The sequence below is a fragment of the Bradyrhizobium sp. LB8.2 genome (genome assembly GCF_040548035.1).
Taxonomy (GTDB): domain Bacteria; phylum Pseudomonadota; class Alphaproteobacteria; order Rhizobiales; family Xanthobacteraceae; genus Bradyrhizobium.
Genome location: NZ_JBEPQV010000016.1, coordinates 105,601 through 124,107, shown reverse-complemented (window position 1 = coordinate 124,107; position 18,507 = coordinate 105,601). Strand labels below are relative to the sequence as shown.

Annotated in this window: 18 protein-coding genes and 1 riboswitch; of the genes, 14 read left to right on the top strand and 4 right to left on the bottom strand. The window is 64.4% G+C overall.

The annotated features are described in order from the left end of the window. Positions 1–263: 263 nt before the first annotated feature. Positions 264–2,042, top strand: a complete 1,779-nt coding sequence (locus tag ABIB06_RS20500; protein ID WP_354046017.1) for an acyl-CoA dehydrogenase family protein — start codon at positions 264–266, stop codon at positions 2,040–2,042. 15 nt (positions 2,043–2,057) lie between these two features. Here ABIB06_RS20500 and ABIB06_RS20495 read toward each other — a convergent pair whose 3' ends face one another. Next, a complete protein-coding gene (locus ABIB06_RS20495; protein ID WP_354046014.1) occupies positions 2,058–3,296 on the bottom strand; it encodes an MFS transporter in 1,239 nt (412 codons plus the stop codon). Between the two features lie 302 nt (positions 3,297–3,598). Between ABIB06_RS20495 and ABIB06_RS20490 the strand changes: the two genes are divergently transcribed. The 8 genes from ABIB06_RS20490 (at position 3,599) to ABIB06_RS20455 (ending at position 12,568) form a co-directional block, all read left to right on the top strand. After that, a complete protein-coding gene (locus tag ABIB06_RS20490) occupies positions 3,599–4,357 on the top strand; it encodes an enoyl-CoA hydratase-related protein (RefSeq protein ID WP_247348081.1) in 759 nt (252 codons plus the stop codon). A gap of 51 nt (positions 4,358–4,408) precedes the next feature. Then, complete coding sequence (locus tag ABIB06_RS20485; RefSeq protein WP_354046011.1) at positions 4,409–6,067, top strand: bifunctional metallophosphatase/5'-nucleotidase; 1,659 nt, start codon at positions 4,409–4,411, stop codon at positions 6,065–6,067. Between the two features lie 136 nt (positions 6,068–6,203). Continuing rightward, positions 6,204–7,133 (top strand): histone deacetylase family protein, encoded by a 930-nt coding sequence (locus ABIB06_RS20480; protein WP_354046009.1) that lies wholly within the window; start codon positions 6,204–6,206, stop codon positions 7,131–7,133. A gap of 73 nt (positions 7,134–7,206) precedes the next feature. Further along, positions 7,207–7,458, top strand: coding sequence for an exodeoxyribonuclease VII small subunit (locus ABIB06_RS20475; RefSeq protein WP_247441837.1), 252 nt, complete (start codon positions 7,207–7,209; stop codon positions 7,456–7,458). 593 nt (positions 7,459–8,051) lie between these two features. Further along, positions 8,052–9,980 carry a 1-deoxy-D-xylulose-5-phosphate synthase gene (dxs, locus tag ABIB06_RS20470; protein WP_354046007.1) on the top strand — a complete coding sequence of 643 codons (1,929 nt, stop codon included), beginning with the start codon at positions 8,052–8,054 and terminating at the stop codon, positions 9,978–9,980. Between the two features lie 33 nt (positions 9,981–10,013). After that, on the top strand, positions 10,014–10,568 hold the full coding sequence (locus tag ABIB06_RS20465) for a nucleoside 2-deoxyribosyltransferase (RefSeq protein WP_354046005.1): 555 nt from the start codon (positions 10,014–10,016) through the stop codon (positions 10,566–10,568). A 25-nt stretch (positions 10,569–10,593) separates the two neighbouring features. Further along, complete coding sequence (locus ABIB06_RS20460; protein ID WP_354046003.1) at positions 10,594–11,328, top strand: TlyA family RNA methyltransferase; 735 nt, start codon at positions 10,594–10,596, stop codon at positions 11,326–11,328. Next, entirely contained in the window at positions 11,321–12,568 is a 1,248-nt protein-coding gene (locus tag ABIB06_RS20455) for a class I SAM-dependent RNA methyltransferase (RefSeq protein ID WP_354046001.1), read from the top strand. The genes ABIB06_RS20460 and ABIB06_RS20455 overlap by 8 nt, the downstream gene beginning before the upstream one ends. Positions 12,569–12,611: 43 nt before the next feature. Here the strand turns inward: ABIB06_RS20455 and ABIB06_RS20450 are convergent, their stop codons facing one another. The 3 genes from ABIB06_RS20450 to ABIB06_RS20440 all read right to left on the bottom strand — a co-directional run bounded on the left by ABIB06_RS20450 (position 12,612) and on the right by ABIB06_RS20440 (position 15,269). After that, positions 12,612–13,214 (bottom strand): hypothetical protein, encoded by a 603-nt coding sequence (locus ABIB06_RS20450; RefSeq protein WP_354045999.1) that lies wholly within the window; start codon positions 13,212–13,214, stop codon positions 12,612–12,614. Positions 13,215–13,589: 375 nt separating this feature from the next. Beyond that, entirely contained in the window at positions 13,590–14,222 is a 633-nt protein-coding gene (locus ABIB06_RS20445) for a hypothetical protein (RefSeq protein ID WP_354045997.1), read from the bottom strand. A gap of 177 nt (positions 14,223–14,399) precedes the next feature. Further along, positions 14,400–15,269 carry a DUF1194 domain-containing protein gene (locus ABIB06_RS20440; protein WP_247348061.1) on the bottom strand — a complete coding sequence of 290 codons (870 nt, stop codon included), beginning with the start codon at positions 15,267–15,269 and terminating at the stop codon, positions 14,400–14,402. Positions 15,270–15,543: 274 nt separating this feature from the next. Beyond that, positions 15,544–15,621, top strand: a riboswitch (Fluoride riboswitch). 137 nt (positions 15,622–15,758) lie between these two features. Here ABIB06_RS20440 and ABIB06_RS20435 point away from each other — a divergent pair. The 5 genes from ABIB06_RS20435 to clpS are packed head-to-tail and all read left to right on the top strand — an operon-like array spanning position 15,759 to position 18,504. Continuing rightward, on the top strand, positions 15,759–16,967 hold the full coding sequence (locus ABIB06_RS20435; protein ID WP_354045995.1) for an MFS transporter: 1,209 nt from the start codon (positions 15,759–15,761) through the stop codon (positions 16,965–16,967). Between the two features lie 19 nt (positions 16,968–16,986). Next, a complete protein-coding gene (gene crcB / locus ABIB06_RS20430) occupies positions 16,987–17,376 on the top strand; it encodes a fluoride efflux transporter CrcB (protein ID WP_456650910.1) in 390 nt (129 codons plus the stop codon). 6 nt (positions 17,377–17,382) lie between these two features. Then, positions 17,383–17,811 carry a fluoride efflux transporter CrcB gene (gene crcB / locus ABIB06_RS20425; RefSeq protein ID WP_354045993.1) on the top strand — a complete coding sequence of 143 codons (429 nt, stop codon included), beginning with the start codon at positions 17,383–17,385 and terminating at the stop codon, positions 17,809–17,811. 2 nt (positions 17,812–17,813) lie between these two features. Continuing rightward, complete coding sequence (locus tag ABIB06_RS20420) at positions 17,814–18,155, top strand: DUF190 domain-containing protein (protein ID WP_247348056.1); 342 nt, start codon at positions 17,814–17,816, stop codon at positions 18,153–18,155. 43 nt (positions 18,156–18,198) lie between these two features. Further along, positions 18,199–18,504 (top strand): ATP-dependent Clp protease adapter ClpS, encoded by a 306-nt coding sequence (gene clpS / locus ABIB06_RS20415; RefSeq protein ID WP_354045991.1) that lies wholly within the window; start codon positions 18,199–18,201, stop codon positions 18,502–18,504. The last annotated feature ends 3 nt before the right edge of the window (positions 18,505–18,507 follow it).

The following is an 18,507-nucleotide window of genomic DNA, read 5'->3' as shown; positions in this document are numbered from 1 at the left end:
AAGAACGGGGCGGAAGAACTGGCCACCGCAGATTCCCGTTGGTCGCAGCCGGTCTATAGGGAGCGAAGCGGCATTTCAACCGCCTGGAGGGGCAAAATACCACAGCCGCCGGCTGCGGACGTGCCACACCTTATTATCGGCCTTGTTATTATAGGCCCTGGCAACAGCCCGTTCCGGCCCAGCGCGTTCCCTGGATCCCGACAGTTGAGACCTCCCCCGTTTCATGGGAATACGGCGGCAAGACCTGTCCACGGGAGTGAGCCATGACCTACCGCGCGCCGATCTCTGACATGCTGCTGTCGCTCAACCACGGCGCCGGCCTGAAGGCTGCCGTGGAGGCCGGCCATTACGGCGATTTCGACGGCGACATCGTGAGCGCCGTGCTGGAGGAAGCCGGCAAATTCGCAACCGACGTGCTGGCGCCGCTCAACAGGGTCGGCGACGAGCACGGCATCAAGCTCGATGCCGGCAAGGTCACGACCGCGCCGGGCTGGCCGGATGCCTACAAGCGCTGGACCGAGGGGGGCTGGAACGCAGTCTCCGGCCCCGAGGATTTTGGCGGCCAGGGCCTGCCGATCGCGATCAACGCGGCCTGCACCGAGATCTGGAGCGCCTCGAACGTCGCCTTCGGCCTCTGTCCGCTGCTGACGGCGTCGGCGATGGAGGCGCTGGACGCGCATGGCAGCGACGAGCTGAAAAAAATCTATCTCGAAAAGCTCGTCTCCGGCGAATGGACCGGCACGATGCAGCTGACCGAGCCGCAGGCCGGCTCCGACGTCGGCGCGCTGCGCACCCGCGCGGAGAAGACGGCCGACGGCACCTATCGCATCAAGGGGACGAAGATCTTCATCACCTATGGCGAACACGACATGACCGACAACATCGTGCATTTCGTGCTGGCGCGTCTCCCGGACGCGCCCGCCGGCACCAAGGGGATCTCGCTGTTTCTCGTGCCGAAATTCATGGTCAACGAAGACGGCTCGCTGGGGCAGCGCAACGACATTTTTGCCTCTGGCGTCGAGCACAAGCTCGGCATGCATGCCTCCCCGACCTGCACCATGACCATGGGTGATCATGGCGGCGCGATCGGCTTCCTGGTCGGCGAGGAAAACCAGGGCATGCGCTGCATGTTCACGATGATGAACCAGGCCCGCCTCGGCGTCGGCCTCGAAGGCGTCGGTGTTGCCGACCGCGCCTACCAACAGGCCCTCGCCTACGCGCAAGAGCGCAAGCAGGGCCGCGCCCTCGGCAAAAAGGGTGACGGCTCCGATGCGATCTTCGTGCATCCGGACGTCAAGCGCATGTTGATGCGGATGCGGGCGCAGACCGCGGCGGCACGCACCATCTGCTATGCGACCGCCGTCGCGATCGACGTCTCGACGCGCGCCAGGGATCCGAGGGTCCGCGCGGATGCTGCCGCGCGGGCGGCGCTGCTGACGCCGATGGCCAAGGGCTATTCGACCGATGTCGGCAACGAGGTCGCCTATCTCGGCGTGCAGGTGCATGGCGGCATGGGCTTCATCGAGGAGACCGGCGCGGCCCAGCACTATCGCGATGCCCGCATCACCGCGATTTACGAGGGCACCAACGGCATCCAGGCCATCGACCTCGTCACGCGAAAGCTCGCAGCCAACGGCGGCGCGTCGGTGTGGGCGCTGCTCGACGAGCTCTCCGCAACCGTGAAGCAGGTCGAAGCCTCCAACGATCCTGCCTTCGGCACCACGGGCGTGAAACTGCGCGAGGCATTGGAGGCGCTGACGCGCACCAGCAAATGGCTCCTGGAGCGCGTCGGGTCCGCGCCGAACGAGGCGCTGGCGGGCGCGACGCCGTATCTGCAGCAATTCGGCGCCACGCTCGGGGGATGCATGCTCGCCTCCGAAGCGCTCGCCGCGAAAGCCGACGGCAACACGGACGCAGCGCGCTACGTCTCGCTGGCGCGCTTCTTCGCCGAGAACATCACCGTGCAGGCCGGCGCGCTCGAGCGCACGGTGACGGAGAGCGCGGAGTCGGTCGCGGCGGCGGATGCGGTGCTGCTGGGGTAGCTGGGACGCGTAGGACTACGAGGCTGCGAGCTTTGCGCGCCTCCCCGGCCGCCACAGCACAATCCCCGCCGCCACAAGGTCCAGCACGACGCACATCGCAAACGCCGTCGTGTAATCGCCGGTTACGCTGCGCACGAGACCGACGATGCCGGGGCCGAAGGCGCTGACGATGCCGCTGATCGACGTGCCCAGTCCCATCGCGGCGGCGAAGGCGCTGGCGCCGATCTCGCGCTGGATGATCAGGGGCGGGAACGTGATCATGTTGCCGATCGAGAAGCCGTAGACGGCGCAGCACACGAGCAGCACGGTCGGGCTCGTGCTCTGCACCAGAACGAACAGTGCCGCCGCCTGGCTCGTCATCGAGGCCGCGCAGGCGAGCCGCGGATCGAGCCGGTCCACGAACAGACCGAGCGACAGACGCCCGACCACCGCCATCGCCGCCATGAGGGTGACGGCAAGGCCCGCACTGGCGCGGCCGATCAGCGGTTCGAGAAACGTCACCTGGTGGATAATGAATCCCATCTGCGCCAGCAGCGCGATCGCGATCGGCAGCACCATGGTCCAGAACGCCGCGTTGGCGAGCAGCGCCTTGCGGGACTGCGTCGGCGCGGCCGTGCCACCACCAGACGCAGTTCCACCCGATGCCCGCGACGTCCGGTCGGGCCAGCCGATGAAGATCACGACCACCGGCAGCACCAGCACCACCATCGCGATCGTGGCCGCCAGCATGGCGGAACGGAAGCCGATACTGCCGCTTAGCGTCAGCAGCAGCGGAACGAGGACGATGCCGCCGCAGGTCGCGCCGTTGTAGGCGAGACTGAGCGCCAGCCCGCGGCGCCGTTCGAACCAGGAGTTCAGCACGGTCGCGATCACCACGGTGCCCATGCCGGTCCAGCCGACCGACATCAACGCATAGGCGAGATAGAGCTGCCAGGGCGTCTGCAGCAGCGCCAGCAGCACCGTCGACGCGCCGAGCGCCGACAGGCCGCACAGGATCAGCGACCGCAGCCCGATACGGGCGAGCAGATCGTCGGTGAAGATGACGAGGACGGAGGTCAGGAGAAAGGAGAAGGTGCTGGCCGCGGAGACCAGTGTACCCGGCCAGCCATGGGCGCGTTGGAGCTCAGCGAGATAGACGCCCTGGCCGTACAGGCCGAAGCCGAACATGAAGAAGGCCATCAGGAAGCAGGCCAGCACGACGCGCCAGCCGCGGTAGTGGAACGAAGATTCGTCAACACCAGTGGCGGCAGTCATCAATCGAGCAATCGGCCAAATGGAACGCGACGGGCCCATCGTGCCGCACAACCACCGGTTTTTCAAATGAAACATTGTAGCTAATTGTTGCAACGCGCAACGGCGGATAAAGCGTAAAACGGCGCGTGTGATCCGATGTGATGCGGCGCCATGCAGGGAACGCGAGCCAAGGCTGGACGCCAGGCATCCCGGCACAGGGGGATCGTCGAAAAGCTGGCACGTGCGGATTGGCACGCCTGCAAGATGATGTAGGCTGAGGACTACAAGACTCGTCAGCGTCGCGGCGACCGCAGGGGCCCCTTATGCCGAATGGCAATATCGTCGTCACGGAAGAGCGTGGAACGCGCGTGATCACGCTGCGCCGGCCGAGCAAGAAGAACGCCATCACGCAGGACATGTATCGCGAGATGAGCCGCGCCATCGACACGGCGCAGAACAATCCCGACATTCGCTGCATGATCATCACCGGCGGCTCCGGCGTGTTCACCGCCGGCGACGACATCGACGATTTCATGCACGCCGACACGTCTCGCCCCGAGACGCTGACGGACGGAGCGAGATTCCTCTATTCACTCGCCCTGAACGTCAAGCCAATCATCGCTGCCGTGGATGGCGCGTCGATCGGCATTGGCACGGTGATGTTGTTTCACTGCGACTACGTGCTCGCATCCACGGCAGCTACATTTTCCGCGCCTTACATCCGTCTCGGGCTGGTCCCGGTCGGGGCTTCCAGCCTGCTGATGCCGAACACGATGGGGTACCAGCGCGCTTTTGCGATGTTGGTGATGGGGCGGACTTTCACCGCCGCGGAGGCCCATACCGCAGGCTTCGTCAACGCTGTGGTGTCATCGGGACACACCGAGGTCGAGGCCCGCAAAGTGGCGCGCGAGATTTGCAAGCTTCCGGCCGAGGCGGTCGCGATCTCTCGCAAATTGCTGCGCGCCGCGCCGGAAGAGCTCACCCGCCGTATCGACCAGGAAGCCCATCTGTTCGGCGAGCGGCTGAAGTCGGAAGAAGCCACCGCCGCGTTCAACACGTTTGCGGACAGGAAGAAAAAATAGGGTACCGAGAACTTTGGTGAAATCTTCGTGCGCAACGACTAGTCTGGTTCCATGCGACACGTTCTCCGCCTGACCGCCTTCTCGCTCGCGCTCGCCACCCTGCCCGCGTCCGCGCAAACCGCCCCACCCGTTGAGCTGCGCATTCTCGCCCTCAACGATTTCCACGGCAATCTGCGCCCGCCGCCGGGCGGCATTCGGATCAGTGATCCCGAGGATGGGTCCAGGAAGGTGATGGTGGCGGCCGGCGGTGCGGAATACATGGCGACGCTGGTGAAGCAGCTGCGCGAGGGACACAAGAACACGATCTTCGTCGCCGCCGGCGATCTGATTGGCGCGAGCCCGTTCCTGTCGGCGATGTTCCACGACGAGCCTTCGATCGAGGCGCTCTCGATGATGGGGCTCGCGATCACTTCGGTCGGCAATCACGAATTCGACGAGGGCAAGACCGAGCTGTTGCGGATGCAGAACGGCGGCTGTCATCCAGTCGACGGCTGTCAGGGGCCGCATCCCTTCCACGGCGCCAAATTCCACTATCTCGCGGCGTCCACAATCGAGACGGCGACCGGCAAGAGCGTGCTGCCGCCTTACGAGATCAGGGAGTTCGAGGGCATCCCCGTCGCCTTCATCGGGCTGACCTTGAAAGAGACCGCGGGCATCGTCTCGCCATCAGGCATCACCGGCCTTGAATTCCGCGACGAGGCCGAGACGGTGAATGCGCAGGTCGCGCAGCTGAAGGCGCGTGGGGTCGAGGCGATCGTGGTGCTGATCCACCAGGGCGGCGAGCCGGCCGGCGACTACAATGAATGCCCTGCTATTACGGGACCGATCGTCGACATCGTCAAAAAATTCGATCGCGCCGTCGATGTCGTCGTCAGCGGCCACACTCATCGAGCTTATGTTTGCCAGGTCGACGGGCGGCTCGTCACCAGCGGCGACAAATACGGCACGCTGGTCACTGCGATCGACCTCAAGCTCGATCCGGCGACGCGCGACATCGTCGGCGCCAGGGCCGAGAACGTCATCGTCGCCAATGCCTCGTTGCCAAAGGATCCCGAGCAGACCGCGTTGATCGACGCATACGACAGGCTTTCGGCGCCGATCGCCAACCGGCCGGCCGGATCGGTGACGCAGACGCTGTCACGGATTCCGAACGAGGCGGGCGAAAGCGCGCTCGGCGACGTCATCGCGGACGCGCAGCTCGCCGCGACCAGGGACGCCAAGGACGGCAGCGCTGTCATCGCGCTCACCAATCCCGGCGGCATCCGCACCGACATCGTGCCAAAGGAGAACGGCGCGATATCCTTCGGCGACGTTTTCGCGAGCCAGCCGTTCCGCAACCGGCTCGTCACCATGACGCTCACGGGCGGCCAGCTCAAGGACATGCTGGAGCAGCAATGGCTCGATCCGAAGCGGCCGCGGATTCTCCAGGTCTCGAACGGATTCAACTATGCCTGGGATGCGGCGAAGCCGTTCGGCGAGCGCGTCCTCGCCGACAAGATGACGCTCAATGGCAGGCTGATCGAAGCTGCAAGCGGCTACCGCGTCACTCTCAACGATTACCTCGCACTGGGTGGCGACGGCTTTACAACCGCCAAACAGGGCACGGAGCCGCAATATGGCGGCTACGACGCTGACGCGCTGTTCGCGTTCTTCAGGGCGCACGGACCGATCGGGCCGTTGCCGCTGAGCCGCATCCTGCGCGTGAATTGATCCGGATTAAACGGATCGGTCCAGGACCACCCTTTGCCATTCCCGGGGGAACGCATAGATTGGGTTTTGCATTTGCGTTTTGGCGCCGGATGCGCCAAGCGACGTCGAGAGCCCGCATTTCCATGAGGCCGACCTGATGAGTACGCTTCTCCTCTCCCACAAGGCCTGCCTCGACCACGTCACGCCGCCGGGACACCCTGAAAGGCCGGACCGCCTGCGCGCCGTGGAGGAAGCGCTGTCGCATGAGCGCTTCCAGTTCCTGGTGCGCGACCAGGCGCCGGAGGGCGATCTCGATCTCGTTACGCTCTGCCACAACGAGGACTACGTCACGGAGCTGCGCCACATCGCGCCGACCAGCGGCCAGGTCTATATCGACGGCGACACCTCGATGTCGCCGGGCACGTGGGAAGCGGTGATGCGCGGCGTCGGCGGCGCGGTCGCGGCGACCGATGCGGTGATGGCGGGCGAGCATCGCAACGCCTTCGTCGCGGTACGCCCGCCCGGCCACCACGCAGAGATCGGCAAGCCGATGGGCTTTTGCTTCTTCGACAACGTCGCAATCGCCGCGCGCCACGCGCAGCGCAAATACGGCATCCAACGCGCGGCCATCGTCGATTTCGACGTGCATCACGGCAACGGCACGCAGGACATTTTCTGGTCGGACCCGACCGTGATGTACTGCTCGACGCACCAGATGCCGCTGTTTCCGGGCACCGGCGCGAAAGGCGAGCGCGGCGACCACGACACCATCGTCAACGCGCCGCTCGCCTCCGAGGATGGCGGGCCGGAATTCCGCATTGCGTTCGAGAATTTGATCCTGCCGCAGCTCGAAAAATTCAGCCCGGAGTTGCTCGTCATCTCCGCCGGCTTCGACGCGCATTATCGCGATCCATTGGCGTCGCTGAATTTGCGCGCCGAGGATTATGCATGGGTGACGCGCAAGCTGATGGACCTCGCCGACAAGAGCGCCGGGGGCCGCGTTGTTTCTGTGCTCGAAGGCGGCTACGATCTGCAAGGATTGAAAGAATCTGTTACGGCGCATGTCGGCGCCCTGATGGGCGCCTGACGCACTCGCCACATTGCGCCCGCAAAACTCTGCTTTTTCTGATCTGAAGCGAATCGGGCAATCGGAAACTTATATGGCCGAAAATACCCAAATGGACATCTCCAGGCTGACCTTCGAACGCGCCATCGAGGAGCTCGAAACGATCGTGAAGCGGCTCGAGGACGGCAAGGTGCCGCTCGAGGAATCCGTGACAATCTACGAGCGCGGCGAGGCCCTGAAGCGCCGCTGCGAGGAGTTGCTGCGCCAGGCCGAGGCGCGCGTCGACAAGATCACCACCGATGCCAGCGGCCAGGCCACCGGCACCGCGCCGCTCGACGTCCAGTAAGGGCGCCGCACTTCAAAGCCGCCCGTCTCAAGCATCCGCCGCCCCGCAATTTTTCACGATCGCACGCCGATCTCCCGATCATGAGGCCCGGCAGCCAGGCGGGAACCCCAAGAATTTGCCTGCGCGGAAGCGCTCCGGTTCCCTAAATCCGGTCGAAACGACCTCCCTCTCAGCTGAAATCCTGCCGAGGAACCGGGCAAAACTGGAACTCTTCCGCTCCCGCCACGATTAACCACTCTGGCCCGCCAGTTGCACCGGCATGCCCCGTAAGCAGGCCAGCGGGTTGGCTTTGGCCCAAGCTTTGGTGTAAAGCTGCGCGCAGTGTGGCTTTTTGTAAGCCTTGTGTGGGCACCTATCACCGACAACAAGGGCTTCAAACTGCTGATGAAATTGGTTGGGACGGACGAAGCCGACCTACGTGACATGGATCACAGAGACTGAACCGGAGCGCACTTAGGCTCACCTAAGCTTGAAGACAGGGCATTGCCCCATGCAGGTGGCTCCGACGGTTTAAGGACTCGCGCTGCGCCGATATTGTGCAAACCCATCGCGCACCGGAACGATCTTCCGGCGCTGACAAATTGGAAATCGCCGTGAACGCATACAGTAAGACGCCGCTTCTCGACACCATCCGGACGCCGGATGATTTGCGCAAGCTCAAGATCGAGCAGGTTCGTCAGGTCGCCGACGAGCTGCGGCAGGAGACCATCGATGCTGTTTCGGTCACCGGCGGTCACTTCGGCGCGGGCCTCGGCGTGGTCGAACTCACCACCGCGATCCATTACGTCTTCGACACGCCGCGCGACCGGCTGATCTGGGACGTCGGCCACCAGGCCTATCCGCACAAGATCCTCACCGGCCGGCGTGACCGCATCCGCACGCTGCGCACCGGCGGCGGCCTGTCCGGCTTCACCAAGCGCAGCGAGAGCGATTACGATCCGTTCGGCGCGGCCCACTCTTCGACCTCGATCTCTGCCGGCCTCGGCATGGCGGTCGCGCGCGACCTCTCCGGCGGCACGAACAACGTTATCGCCGTGATCGGTGACGGCGCGATGTCAGCCGGCATGGCTTACGAGGCCATGAACAATGCGGGCGCGATGAATTCGCGCCTGATCGTCATCCTCAACGACAACGACATGTCGATCGCGCCGCCGGTCGGCGCGATGAGTGCCTATCTGTCGCGGCTCTACTCGGGCAAGACCTATCGCACGCTGCGCGATGCGGCCAAGCAGATCAACAAGCGCCTGCCGAAGATCCTTGCCAACCGCGCCAACCGCGTCGAGGAATACTCCCGCGGCTTCATGATGGACGGCGGCACTCTGTTCGAGGAGCTCGGTTTCTATTACGTCGGCCCGATCGACGGCCATAACCTCGACCATCTCCTGCCCGTGCTGAAGAACGTCCGCGACATGGAGACCGGCCCGATCCTGGTCCACGTCGTGACCCAGAAGGGCAAGGGCTACGGCCCGGCGGAAGCTTCCGCCGACAAGTACCACGCCGTCGTCAAGTTCGACGTCGCGACCGGCACCCAGGCCAAGTCCAAGCCGAATGCGCCGGCCTATCAGAACGTATTCGGCGCGAGCCTCGTCAAGGAAGCCGAAAAGGACGACAAGATCGTCGCCATCACCGCGGCGATGCCGTCCGGCACCGGCGTCGACATCTTCAACAAGGCGTTTCCGGACCGCACCTTCGACGTCGGTATCGCCGAGCAGCACGCGGTGACCTTCGCCGCAGGTCTTGCGACCGAAGGCTACAAGCCGTTCTGCGCGATCTACTCGACCTTCCTGCAGCGCGGCTACGACCAGATCGTTCATGACGTCGCGATCCAGAACCTGCCCGTCCGCTTCGCCATCGACCGCGCCGGCCTCGTCGGCGCCGACGGCGCGACCCATGCCGGCTCGTTTGACAACGCCTATCTCGGCTGTCTGCCGAACATGGTCATCATGGCACCGTCCGACGAAGCCGAAATGGTCCACATGGTCGCAACCCAGGTCGCGATCAACGACCACCCGAGCGCGCTGCGCTATCCGCGCGGCGAAGGCCGCGGCGTCGAAATGCCCGACGTCGGCGTTCCCCTCGAAATCGGCAAGGGCCGTGTGGTCCGCGAGGGCAGCAAGATCGCCCTGCTCTCCTTCGGCACGCGCCTCGCCGAATGCGAGAAGGCGGCCGACGAGCTCGCCGCTCACGGCCTCTCCACCACGATCGCCGACGCGCGCTTCATGAAGCCGCTCGACACCGAGCTGGTGCTCAAGCTCGCCCGCGACCACGAGATCCTGATCACGATCGAGGAAGGCTCGGTCGGCGGTTTCGGTTCGCATGTCGCCCAATTCCTGACCGATCAGGGCGCGCTCGACGGTGGCATGGTGCGTTTCCGCTCCCTGGTGCTGCCCGACGTGTTCCAGGACCACGATACGCCGGCCGCGATGTATGGCCGTGCCGGTCTCGATGCCAAGGGCATCGTCGCCAAGGTGTTCGAGGCGCTCGGCAAGGACGTCAAGGCCGAGACGGTCAAGCTCGCCTAACAGCGAGCTTCGACCTTCTGGGAAGCAGCTCTCATGAAAATCTATCTGGCGGGCCCCGACGTGTTCCTGCCAGATGCGGTCGAGATCGGCCGGCAGAAAGCCGCGATCTGCGCCGCTCACGGCCTCACCGGCCTCTGTCCCCTCGACAACGAGATCGACCTCGCCGCGCCTGATGCGTCGCGGCAGATCTTTTGCGGCAACGAGGCGATGATGGACGCGGCCGATGCCATCATCGCAAACCTCACGCCGTTCCGCGGCGCCGGCGCCGATCCCGGCACCGTCTACGAGCTCGGCTACATGGCCGGCCGCCGCAAGTTCTGCCTCGCCTATTCCAACGACGGCGCTGCCTATGCCGACCGTGTCGGGCGCTTCGTGGATGTGACGTCCGAAGAGGGGCGGCTGGTCGACGCGCAGGGGCTGACGGTCGAAGACTTTGGACTCGTCGACAATCTCATGATGATCCACGCGTTGGAACTGCATGGCTGCCCGCTGGTGACGCCGGCGCAGATGCCGATCGACGTCTGGCACGACCTAGCCGCCTTCGGGGCTTGCGTCCGGATGGCAGCCGCGCGATTGATCGCTACATAAGCGCCAATCTTCTTTCGGAGAACCGATGTCCCCTGCCCGCAAGCGCGCGGATGTATTGCTGGTCGAGCGTGGCCTGTTCGAGAGCCGGGCGCGGGCGCGCGCAGCGATCGAGGCTGGGCTCGTCACTGCCGATGACAAGCAGGTCGCAAAACCGTCGGAGACCATCGCCGAGGATGCGGTGATCCGGGCCGAGCCCGCACACCCCTATGTCTCCCGCGGCGGCGTCAAGCTCGCCGGCGCGCTTGAGCGCTACAGGATCGAGATCGAGGACCATGTCTGCCTCGACGTCGGCGCTTCCACTGGCGGATTCACCGAGGTGCTGCTGGCGAACGGCGCGAGCCTCGTCTTTGCCGTCGATGTCGGCACCAACCAGTTGCATCCCTCGCTGCGCGGTCACTCCAAAATCGTGACGATGGAGGAGACCGACATCCGCGCCTATGACGGCAAGCGCTTGCCGGCGCGGCCCGATGTCGTCGTCATCGACGTCAGCTTCATCTCGCTCAAGACGGTGCTGCCCGTGGCGCTATCCCTGGCGGCCGCACCGATGAGCCTGCTGGCGCTGATCAAGCCGCAATTCGAGGCGGAGCGGAAGCACAACAAGAAGGGCATCATCCGCGACGCCGCCGTGCATCAGGATATCTGCAACGACATCGCCGCCTTTGCCGCCTCGCTCGGCTGTACCGATATCGAAGTGTTCCCCTCGGCAATCACCGGCGGCGACGGCAACATCGAATTCTTCCTGGGCGCGCGACGTGGTTGAGCGCGTGAAGATCGATCACGTCGGCCATCGTGGCGACGGCGTCTCGCTGGCTGCGGGCGATGCGGTCTATGTGCCCTACACGCTCGGCGGCGAGACCGTCGAGGTCGGCCACGTCGCCGGCAACCATCCTGACCGCCGCAAGCTGCTGGCGGTGGATGTCGCAAGCCCGGAGCGCATCACACCGTTCTGTCCGCATTTCGGCGTCTGTGGCGGCTGCGCGATCCAGCACTGGGCGACTGAACCGTATCACGTCTGGAAGCGCGGCATCGTGGTCGAGACGCTGGCGCAAGCCGGCATCGATTGCGAGGTGGCGCCACTGCTCGACGCCCACGGCGCGGGCCGCAGGCGCGTCACGCTGCACAGCCGGTTCGGCACGCATGACATCCTCAAGGTGGGTTTTTCTGCTGCTAGCTCACACGATGTCATCCCGATCCATCGCTGCCCGATTCTCGATCCCGGGCTCGAGGGTGCGCTCGATGCGGGTTGGGCACTCTCCGAGCTGCTGACGTCGAAGATGTCGGTGACAAAGCCGCTGGACATCCAGGTCACTGCCAGCGCCAACGGTCTCGATGTCGATTTGCGCGGCTCCGGCCCACTGCCAACGCCACTTGTGACGGCCCTGTCGCGCGTCGCCGAGCAGCACCGCCTGGCGCGGCTGACGCGGCATGGCGAGCTGGTCCTGCAACGCCTGGCGCCGACCCTGCAGATGGGCCGCGCCGAGGTGACGCTGCCGCCGGGCTCGTTCCTGCAAGCAACCGTTGCGGGCGAAGAGACGCTGGCGTCTCTCGTCGCGGAACGCATCGGCAAGGCCAAGAACGTGCTCGACCTCTTCTGCGGCGTCGGCCCGTTTGCGTTGCGGCTCGCCGAAAAGGCCCGCGTCACCGCCCATGACAACGACGCCGGCGCCATTGCAGCGCTCGAAAAAGCCGCGCGTACGCCGGGGCTCAAGCCGATCAAGGCCGAGCCGCGCGACCTGTTCCGCCGCCCCCTGGTGCCGCCGGAGCTGCGCGACTTCGACGCCGTCGTGTTCGACCCGCCGCGCCAGGGCGCGCAGGCGCAGGCCTTGAAGCTCGCCGCGAGCAAGGTGCCCGTGGTGGTCGCGGTCTCCTGCAACGTCGCGACCTTTGCCCGCGACGCGCGGCTGCTCATTGACGGTGGTTACAGGATCGAGAGCATTGTGCCGGTGGACCAGTTCCGGCATACGCCGCATGTGGAATTGGTGGCCCGCTTTACGCGCTAGTTCTTATTTCGGGAAACCGCGGCACACCTTCCCGGGTCATGCTCTACCGCCGAAGGACGCCCAATGCCGGCGACTCGCCGGGCAGCATCGACGAGTTGATGTCGCTGTCCATGTTTCCCGATTGCTGCTGAATGAAACCGGCGCCGAACGACAGACTGAGGTTGGAGGTCGGCTTGAACTCGACACCTGCAAATGCGCCGTAGCCGGGCGAGGCGCTGGAGGTGAGCGGCGCAAGCGAGCTGCCAATGCCGCCACTGTATTTCAGCGTGTCGAAACCGGCAAAGAACGTGACGGGCATGCCGCCCGCGGTCTTGGTGTTGTAACCGAACTGCGTGCCATCATAAGAGAGCGCGCTGAAATTGCCGACGGAGGCGCTCTGGCTGAGACCGTTCAAACCGAGACTGCCGCGTTCGCTCCCGACAAAGAACCCGGGACGAAAATCGTAGCTTCCGTCTGCATCGCCGGCCTTGAAGCTTGGAAAATTACCGTAGGCATCGGCTCTTTGGCTGCTAGTTCCGCCAAAGCCGAAAGCACCGCCCGGTATCCAATACCTCAGAGGCGCCACTTGTGCATGAGCCGTTGCTCCGCCGAGGCAAAGCACGGCGAAGACAGTTGCGAGGGCGCGTGGAGCTGCGAGACTGAGCATTCAGGTGACCGTCAAGGAAGTGCGGAAATTATACGCGACGGTTGCCGCGAATGCCAGTGGAGCTGACACGCCCGGGCGTCGTTCCATTCAACTCCCGCATGCGTTCCCGAGCTCTTGCACGGTTCGCACCGCGCCAAGAAGGGCTCCGACGAATCTACCGCGCGGCGCAACAGAAATTCGACGGGCGCGGCATCATGGATATCATCGGCCTGATTGGCTATTGCGACCTGGTCTCGATGACGCTGATCACCATGCAGACGGAAGCGCCGGACAACAGCGTGCTGCCACTGCGACCGCTCGCCGCCAAGTAGCCGGGGCGTTCGATTGCAGTACCGCGGCGCTGAGATCATGCCGCAAGCAAACGACGGTGAGGCGTTAAGCGGTCTTGTCGACCGAAGACGACGTATCGGACGGCGGATATTTCGTCACGGGAACCATGAACGACTTGTTGCCGACCTGGTAGATGATCTTGCCGTTCTGCCCGTCATCGGTCGCAATCTGCGCTTGCCCGAACATGATGACGTTCTTGTAGACGGTGCCGGTGCCCTGCCGGGTGACGCCGTCAGTGGTGACGCTGACCTGGGCCTCGTTGCCGTTGACCCCGAGCACACGGAAGCTCGCGCTCTTGCCATTGTCACTGGAATAGCCGCCCCAGCTTCCCATCAGACGGCTGTCCGAGGCCGGCGGCGCCTGCTTATCCAGCGTCGCGGTCTGCTTGCCAGCGCCCGCGGAGGACAAGAGCACCAAACTCTTGCCGTCCTTGGTGCCGACCGTGATGTTACCGAAGGTGAGAAGCGCGCCACTGACCTCGCCAAAACCGCGCTCGGTGTGTCCGTTATGGGTGTACTCGACCTGCGCCCGGGCACCGCGGATGTTCACGACCTTGAAGCCGACGGGCTGGTTGTTGCCCGCCCAATTGCCCTTCCAGTCACCGAGCAGGGCGCTCTGGTGATAAACCCGCTCGTTGGCGGGCGAAATCTGGCTGGTGCTCGACGTGACGATGGCCATTTGATTGCTCGGCGGATTTGTCTGACAGGTCCGCTTCGTTCGCGCCCCGACAACAAGGTCAGAACTTTATCCGGAAACAATTGGAAACAGCCAATTAGGGCCACGCGACGGTTAACGCATGGTTAAAATTCCATCAGAAGCAAATAGGGCAAAACGTCTCATTCGGCGGTAGCGCGTTTAGCGCCCCCAGCGGTCCGACCAGATCTTTTCGCCGATCATGCAGTTCACACGCGGCTCCTTGTCCTTGCCCGCAACGCGCATCACCGGACGCTCCGGCATACGGCCCGCAACCTCCATCAAGAGCTTTGTACGGATGGCTTCCTTGAACTTGTCGCGGTCCTTGATCGTAATCACGAAGGAACCGGGGCCGCCGATGACGCAGTCCTCATAGTAGAAGTCGAGATTGTCGATATCCATGGTCGAATAGGACGGCTCCTTGACCATGATCGGCAGGCCGTTGATGACGATGCCCTTCTCGATCGCTGCATCGCGCGCCACCGTGACCGGAGTGCCATTGTTGTTGGGACCGTCGCCGGAAATGTCGATCACGCGCCGCAAGCCCCGATAGGGATCTTCATCGAACAGCGGCATCGCGAAAGTGATCGCGCCGGAGATCGAGGTGCGCGAGGCACGACGGATCGGCGTCTTCAGGATTTCGGCGGCGACGGCATCGGCGGTCTCCGGTCCGTCGATCAGCCGCCAGGGAATGATGATCTTCTGGTCGGTCGAGGCGGCCCACTCGAAATAGGTCACGGCGATCCGGCCGTTCGGACCCAGCTTCAGCGCCTGCAAGAATTCCTTCGACTGGATCGCCTGGGCATAGCCTTCGCGCTGGATCGCGAGTTCGTCCATGTCCATGGAGTAGGATACGTCGACCGCGAGGATCAGCTCGACATCGACCGTCTGCGCGTCCCTGTCGGCTGCTTGCCGCTGCGGCTGATTTTTAGGCGACTCGAATTTGGGTCCTGGTGCCGCGATCCCCGCGACGTCCCCTCCGGCAAACATGCCGGTCACCAGCACAACCCCGATCGAGAACAGCAAGCGCATCGCAGCCTCCCGTCGTATGACGCGATGGTGACATGCAAACGCCTTGCCGCAAAGTCCGAAGATCGCTTGCGCTTCACATTCCAGTTAGGGATTTGCGAGTTGGGATTTGCGTCGCTTTACGCAAAGCTGCCGCCATGTTGCCGCGCTCGCGCCGCTGGAACTGCGCGATCGCCGGCACCGTCATGCCCTCGCTCGCGGTGCGCTCCCGGAATGACGGGCCACTGGACAGAGCGCCCCGCCCATTTGTCCGGCGCGATTTCCATGCTAGGCTGGCCGCACAGATGGGGATGGAGTCCCCCGACAACCGCCCGGCGACCTGTGACCGTAGTGGGCTGATGACTCCTGCTTGAGGAGGGGCAACATGAAGCCTCTGCCTTTTGCGGGAGCATGGACAAACCCGCCGCTGGCGGGTTTTTTGTTGGCTGGACGCGAAGGCCAAGGAGCAGGCCCAAGGGGAGGCCAAGGAGAAGGCAAGGAGAAGTCCTGGACGTGACGACGACGACACCGATTGCTGCGCGTGCGGGGCTGCCCAGGGGAATCTGGGTGCTCGGCTTCGTGTCGATGCTGATGGACGTCTCCTCCGAGATGATCCACGCGCTGCTGCCGGTCTATCTCGTCACCGTGCTCGGCGCCTCCACGCTCACCGTCGGCTTCATCGAGGGCATTGCGGAGGCGACCGCCTCGATCACGAAAATCTTCTCCGGCGCATTGTCGGACTGGCTCGGCCGGCGCAAGCTCCTTGCAGCGCTCGGCTACGGGCTAGCAGCGCTGACAAAACCGCTATTCCCGCTTGCCCCCAGCGTCGGATGGCTGGTTGCCGCGCGCTTCATCGACCGCGTCGGCAAGGGCATTCGCGGCGCGCCGCGCGATGCGCTGATCGCCGATATCGCACCCATCGGCCTGCGCGGCGCGAGCTTCGGCCTGCGGCAGTCGCTCGACACCGTTGGCGCGTTCGTCGGGCCGCTCGTGGCGATCGCCCTGATGTGGTGGACGGCGGACAATTTTACGGCGGTGTTCTGGGTGGCGGTGCTGCCGGCATTCCTGTCGTTCGGACTGATCGCGTTCGCGGTGAGTGAACCGGAGTCAGATCCGAGCCGGAAGCTTGCAAAAAACCCGCTCAATCGCGCCGCGATGCGGCAGCTCGGATCCATCTACTGGCGCGTTGTGGCGGTCGGCGTGGTCTTCACGCTCGCGCGTTTCAGCGAGGCCTTTTTGATCCTGCGCGCACAGCACATCGGGCTCAATGTGATGTGGGTGCCGGCCGTGCTGGTGCTGATGAACATCGCCTATGCGTTGTCGGCCTATCCGGCCGGCGTGCTCTCGGACCGGATCAACCGCACCGGCTTGCTCGCGCTCGGCCTCGTCTTGCTCGCCGGCGCCGATCTCGCGCTCGCGCTGCTGCCAAGCCTTGGGGGCCTCGCACTCGGCGTCGTGCTATGGGGGCTGCATATGGGATTGACGCAAGGCCTGCTCTCGGCCCTCGTCGCCGACGCTGCGCCACCGAGCTTGCGCGGCACCGCGTTCGGCTATTTCAACCTGTTCACCGGCCTTGCCTTGCTGGCCGCAAGCGTGATCGCCGGCGCGCTGTGGGATACTTATGGTCCGGCCGGCACGTTCCTGGCCGGGCTCGGCTTCGCGCTGGTCGCGCTTATGGGGCTGTTCGCCGTCGGCAACGGGCTGGCAACGGAGCAAAAATGATGACGGGGGGCTGTTTGTCGTGCTGAGCGGAGTGCTTGCGATCATCATCGGCAGCGTGCTGGGCGGCTGTGCGCGCTATTTCGTCTCCGGCGCGATCGCGCGACGGATGGGCGAGACGTTTCCATGGGGCACCATGACCATCAACGTCACCGGCGCCTTCCTGATCGGGATTTTTGGCGCACTGGCGACCCATCCCGGCTCGGCCTTCGCCACGCCCAATCCATGGCTGTTCGCGGTGACCGGCTTTCTCGGCTGCTACACCACGGTGTCCTCATTCAGCCTGCAAACGCTGACGCTGGCGCGGAACGGCGAGCCGATGCACGCGTTTGGCAATGTCGTGTGCTCGGTCGGACTGTGCCTTGCGGCCGTCAGTTGCGGCTTCCTCCTCGCGGACACTCTGGGAGTCTAGAGGCAGATGAAGTCCCCCTCCTCCGCCGATCGCCGGCGCACCGCGATGCTCTATGCCTGGGTTGCCGCCGGCAGCATCGTCGGCGGGCTCACGCGCTACCTCGTCGGGCTCGCGCTCGACACCGGCCCCCGCTTCCCCGTCGCGACGCTGTTCATCAACGCCACCGGCTCGCTGATCATCGGCTTCTACGCGACGCTGACCGGGCCCGACGGCCGCGTGCTGGCGCGGCCCGAGCATCGGCAGTTTGTCATGACCGGGTTCTGCGGCGGCTACACGACCTTTTCGACCTTCAGCCTGGAGACCTTCCGCCTGTTCCACGACGGCATGAAATATACGGCGCTCGCCTATATCGCGGCGTCCGTCATCTGCTGGCTGGTATCGGTATGGGCAGGCCATATGATGGCCAGCCGCACCAACCGCTTGACAAGGAGCTGACCATGCAAATTCCCAATCAGGCGGTTTCGCTCCGGATCTTCATTGGCGAGAACGACCATTTCGACGGCAAGCCGCTCTATGAAGCGATCGTGATGACGGCGCGCGAGCGGCATCTGGCCGGCGCCACCGTGCTGCGCGGTCCGATGGGCTTCGGAAAGTCGAGCCGGCTGCACACTTCGAAAATCCTGCGGCTGTCGGAAGACCTGCCGCTGCTGATCGAGATCGTCGACAGCGAGGACAACATCAACGCATTCCTGCCCTTCCTGGATGGCATGATGTCGAGCGGCCTGATCACCTTGGAGAAGGTGCACGTCCTGCAATATGGTGAGAAGGCCGCGCGCTGAGCGCGCCGGCAGGAACCCGAGCCCGCCGTATCCGGGAGGCGGAATGAACGACACCGTCATCAAGCCGAAAACCAGGACGAAGACCAAGGTCGAGCGGCCGAAGCTGCATAAGGTCATCCTGATCAACGACGACTTTACGCCGCGCGAATTCGTCACCTTGATCCTCAAGGCCGAATTCCGGATGACCGAGGATCAGGCCTACAAGGTGATGATCACCGCCCACAAGCTCGGCGCTTGCGTGGTCGCGGTGTTCACCAGGGACGTCGCCGAGACCAAGGCCACCCGCGCAACGGATGCCGCCCGCACCAAGGGCTATCCGCTGCTGTTCACGACGGAGCCGGAGGAATAGCAC

Coding starts and splice junctions, on each gene's coding strand:
- ABIB06_RS20445 (WP_354045997.1), bottom strand. CDS start 14,222: ATGGCCATCGTCACGTCGAGCACCAGCCAGATTTCGCCCGCCAACGAG.
- ABIB06_RS20495 (WP_354046014.1), bottom strand. CDS start 3,296: ATGACTGCCGCCACTGGTGTTGACGAATCTTCGTTCCACTACCGCGGC.
- crcB (WP_354045993.1), top strand. CDS start 17,383: ATGAAGTCCCCCTCCTCCGCCGATCGCCGGCGCACCGCGATGCTCTAT.
- ABIB06_RS20450 (WP_354045999.1), bottom strand. CDS start 13,214: ATGCTCAGTCTCGCAGCTCCACGCGCCCTCGCAACTGTCTTCGCCGTG.
- ABIB06_RS20480 (WP_354046009.1), top strand. CDS start 6,204: ATGAGTACGCTTCTCCTCTCCCACAAGGCCTGCCTCGACCACGTCACG.
- ABIB06_RS20460 (WP_354046003.1), top strand. CDS start 10,594: ATGTCCCCTGCCCGCAAGCGCGCGGATGTATTGCTGGTCGAGCGTGGC.
- ABIB06_RS20490 (WP_247348081.1), top strand. CDS start 3,599: ATGCCGAATGGCAATATCGTCGTCACGGAAGAGCGTGGAACGCGCGTG.
- ABIB06_RS20500 (WP_354046017.1), top strand. CDS start 264: ATGACCTACCGCGCGCCGATCTCTGACATGCTGCTGTCGCTCAACCAC.
- ABIB06_RS20485 (WP_354046011.1), top strand. CDS start 4,409: ATGCGACACGTTCTCCGCCTGACCGCCTTCTCGCTCGCGCTCGCCACC.
- ABIB06_RS20440 (WP_247348061.1), bottom strand. CDS start 15,269: ATGCGCTTGCTGTTCTCGATCGGGGTTGTGCTGGTGACCGGCATGTTT.
- ABIB06_RS20420 (WP_247348056.1), top strand. CDS start 17,814: ATGCAAATTCCCAATCAGGCGGTTTCGCTCCGGATCTTCATTGGCGAG.
- clpS (WP_354045991.1), top strand. CDS start 18,199: ATGAACGACACCGTCATCAAGCCGAAAACCAGGACGAAGACCAAGGTC.
- ABIB06_RS20465 (WP_354046005.1), top strand. CDS start 10,014: ATGAAAATCTATCTGGCGGGCCCCGACGTGTTCCTGCCAGATGCGGTC.
- ABIB06_RS20475 (WP_247441837.1), top strand. CDS start 7,207: ATGGCCGAAAATACCCAAATGGACATCTCCAGGCTGACCTTCGAACGC.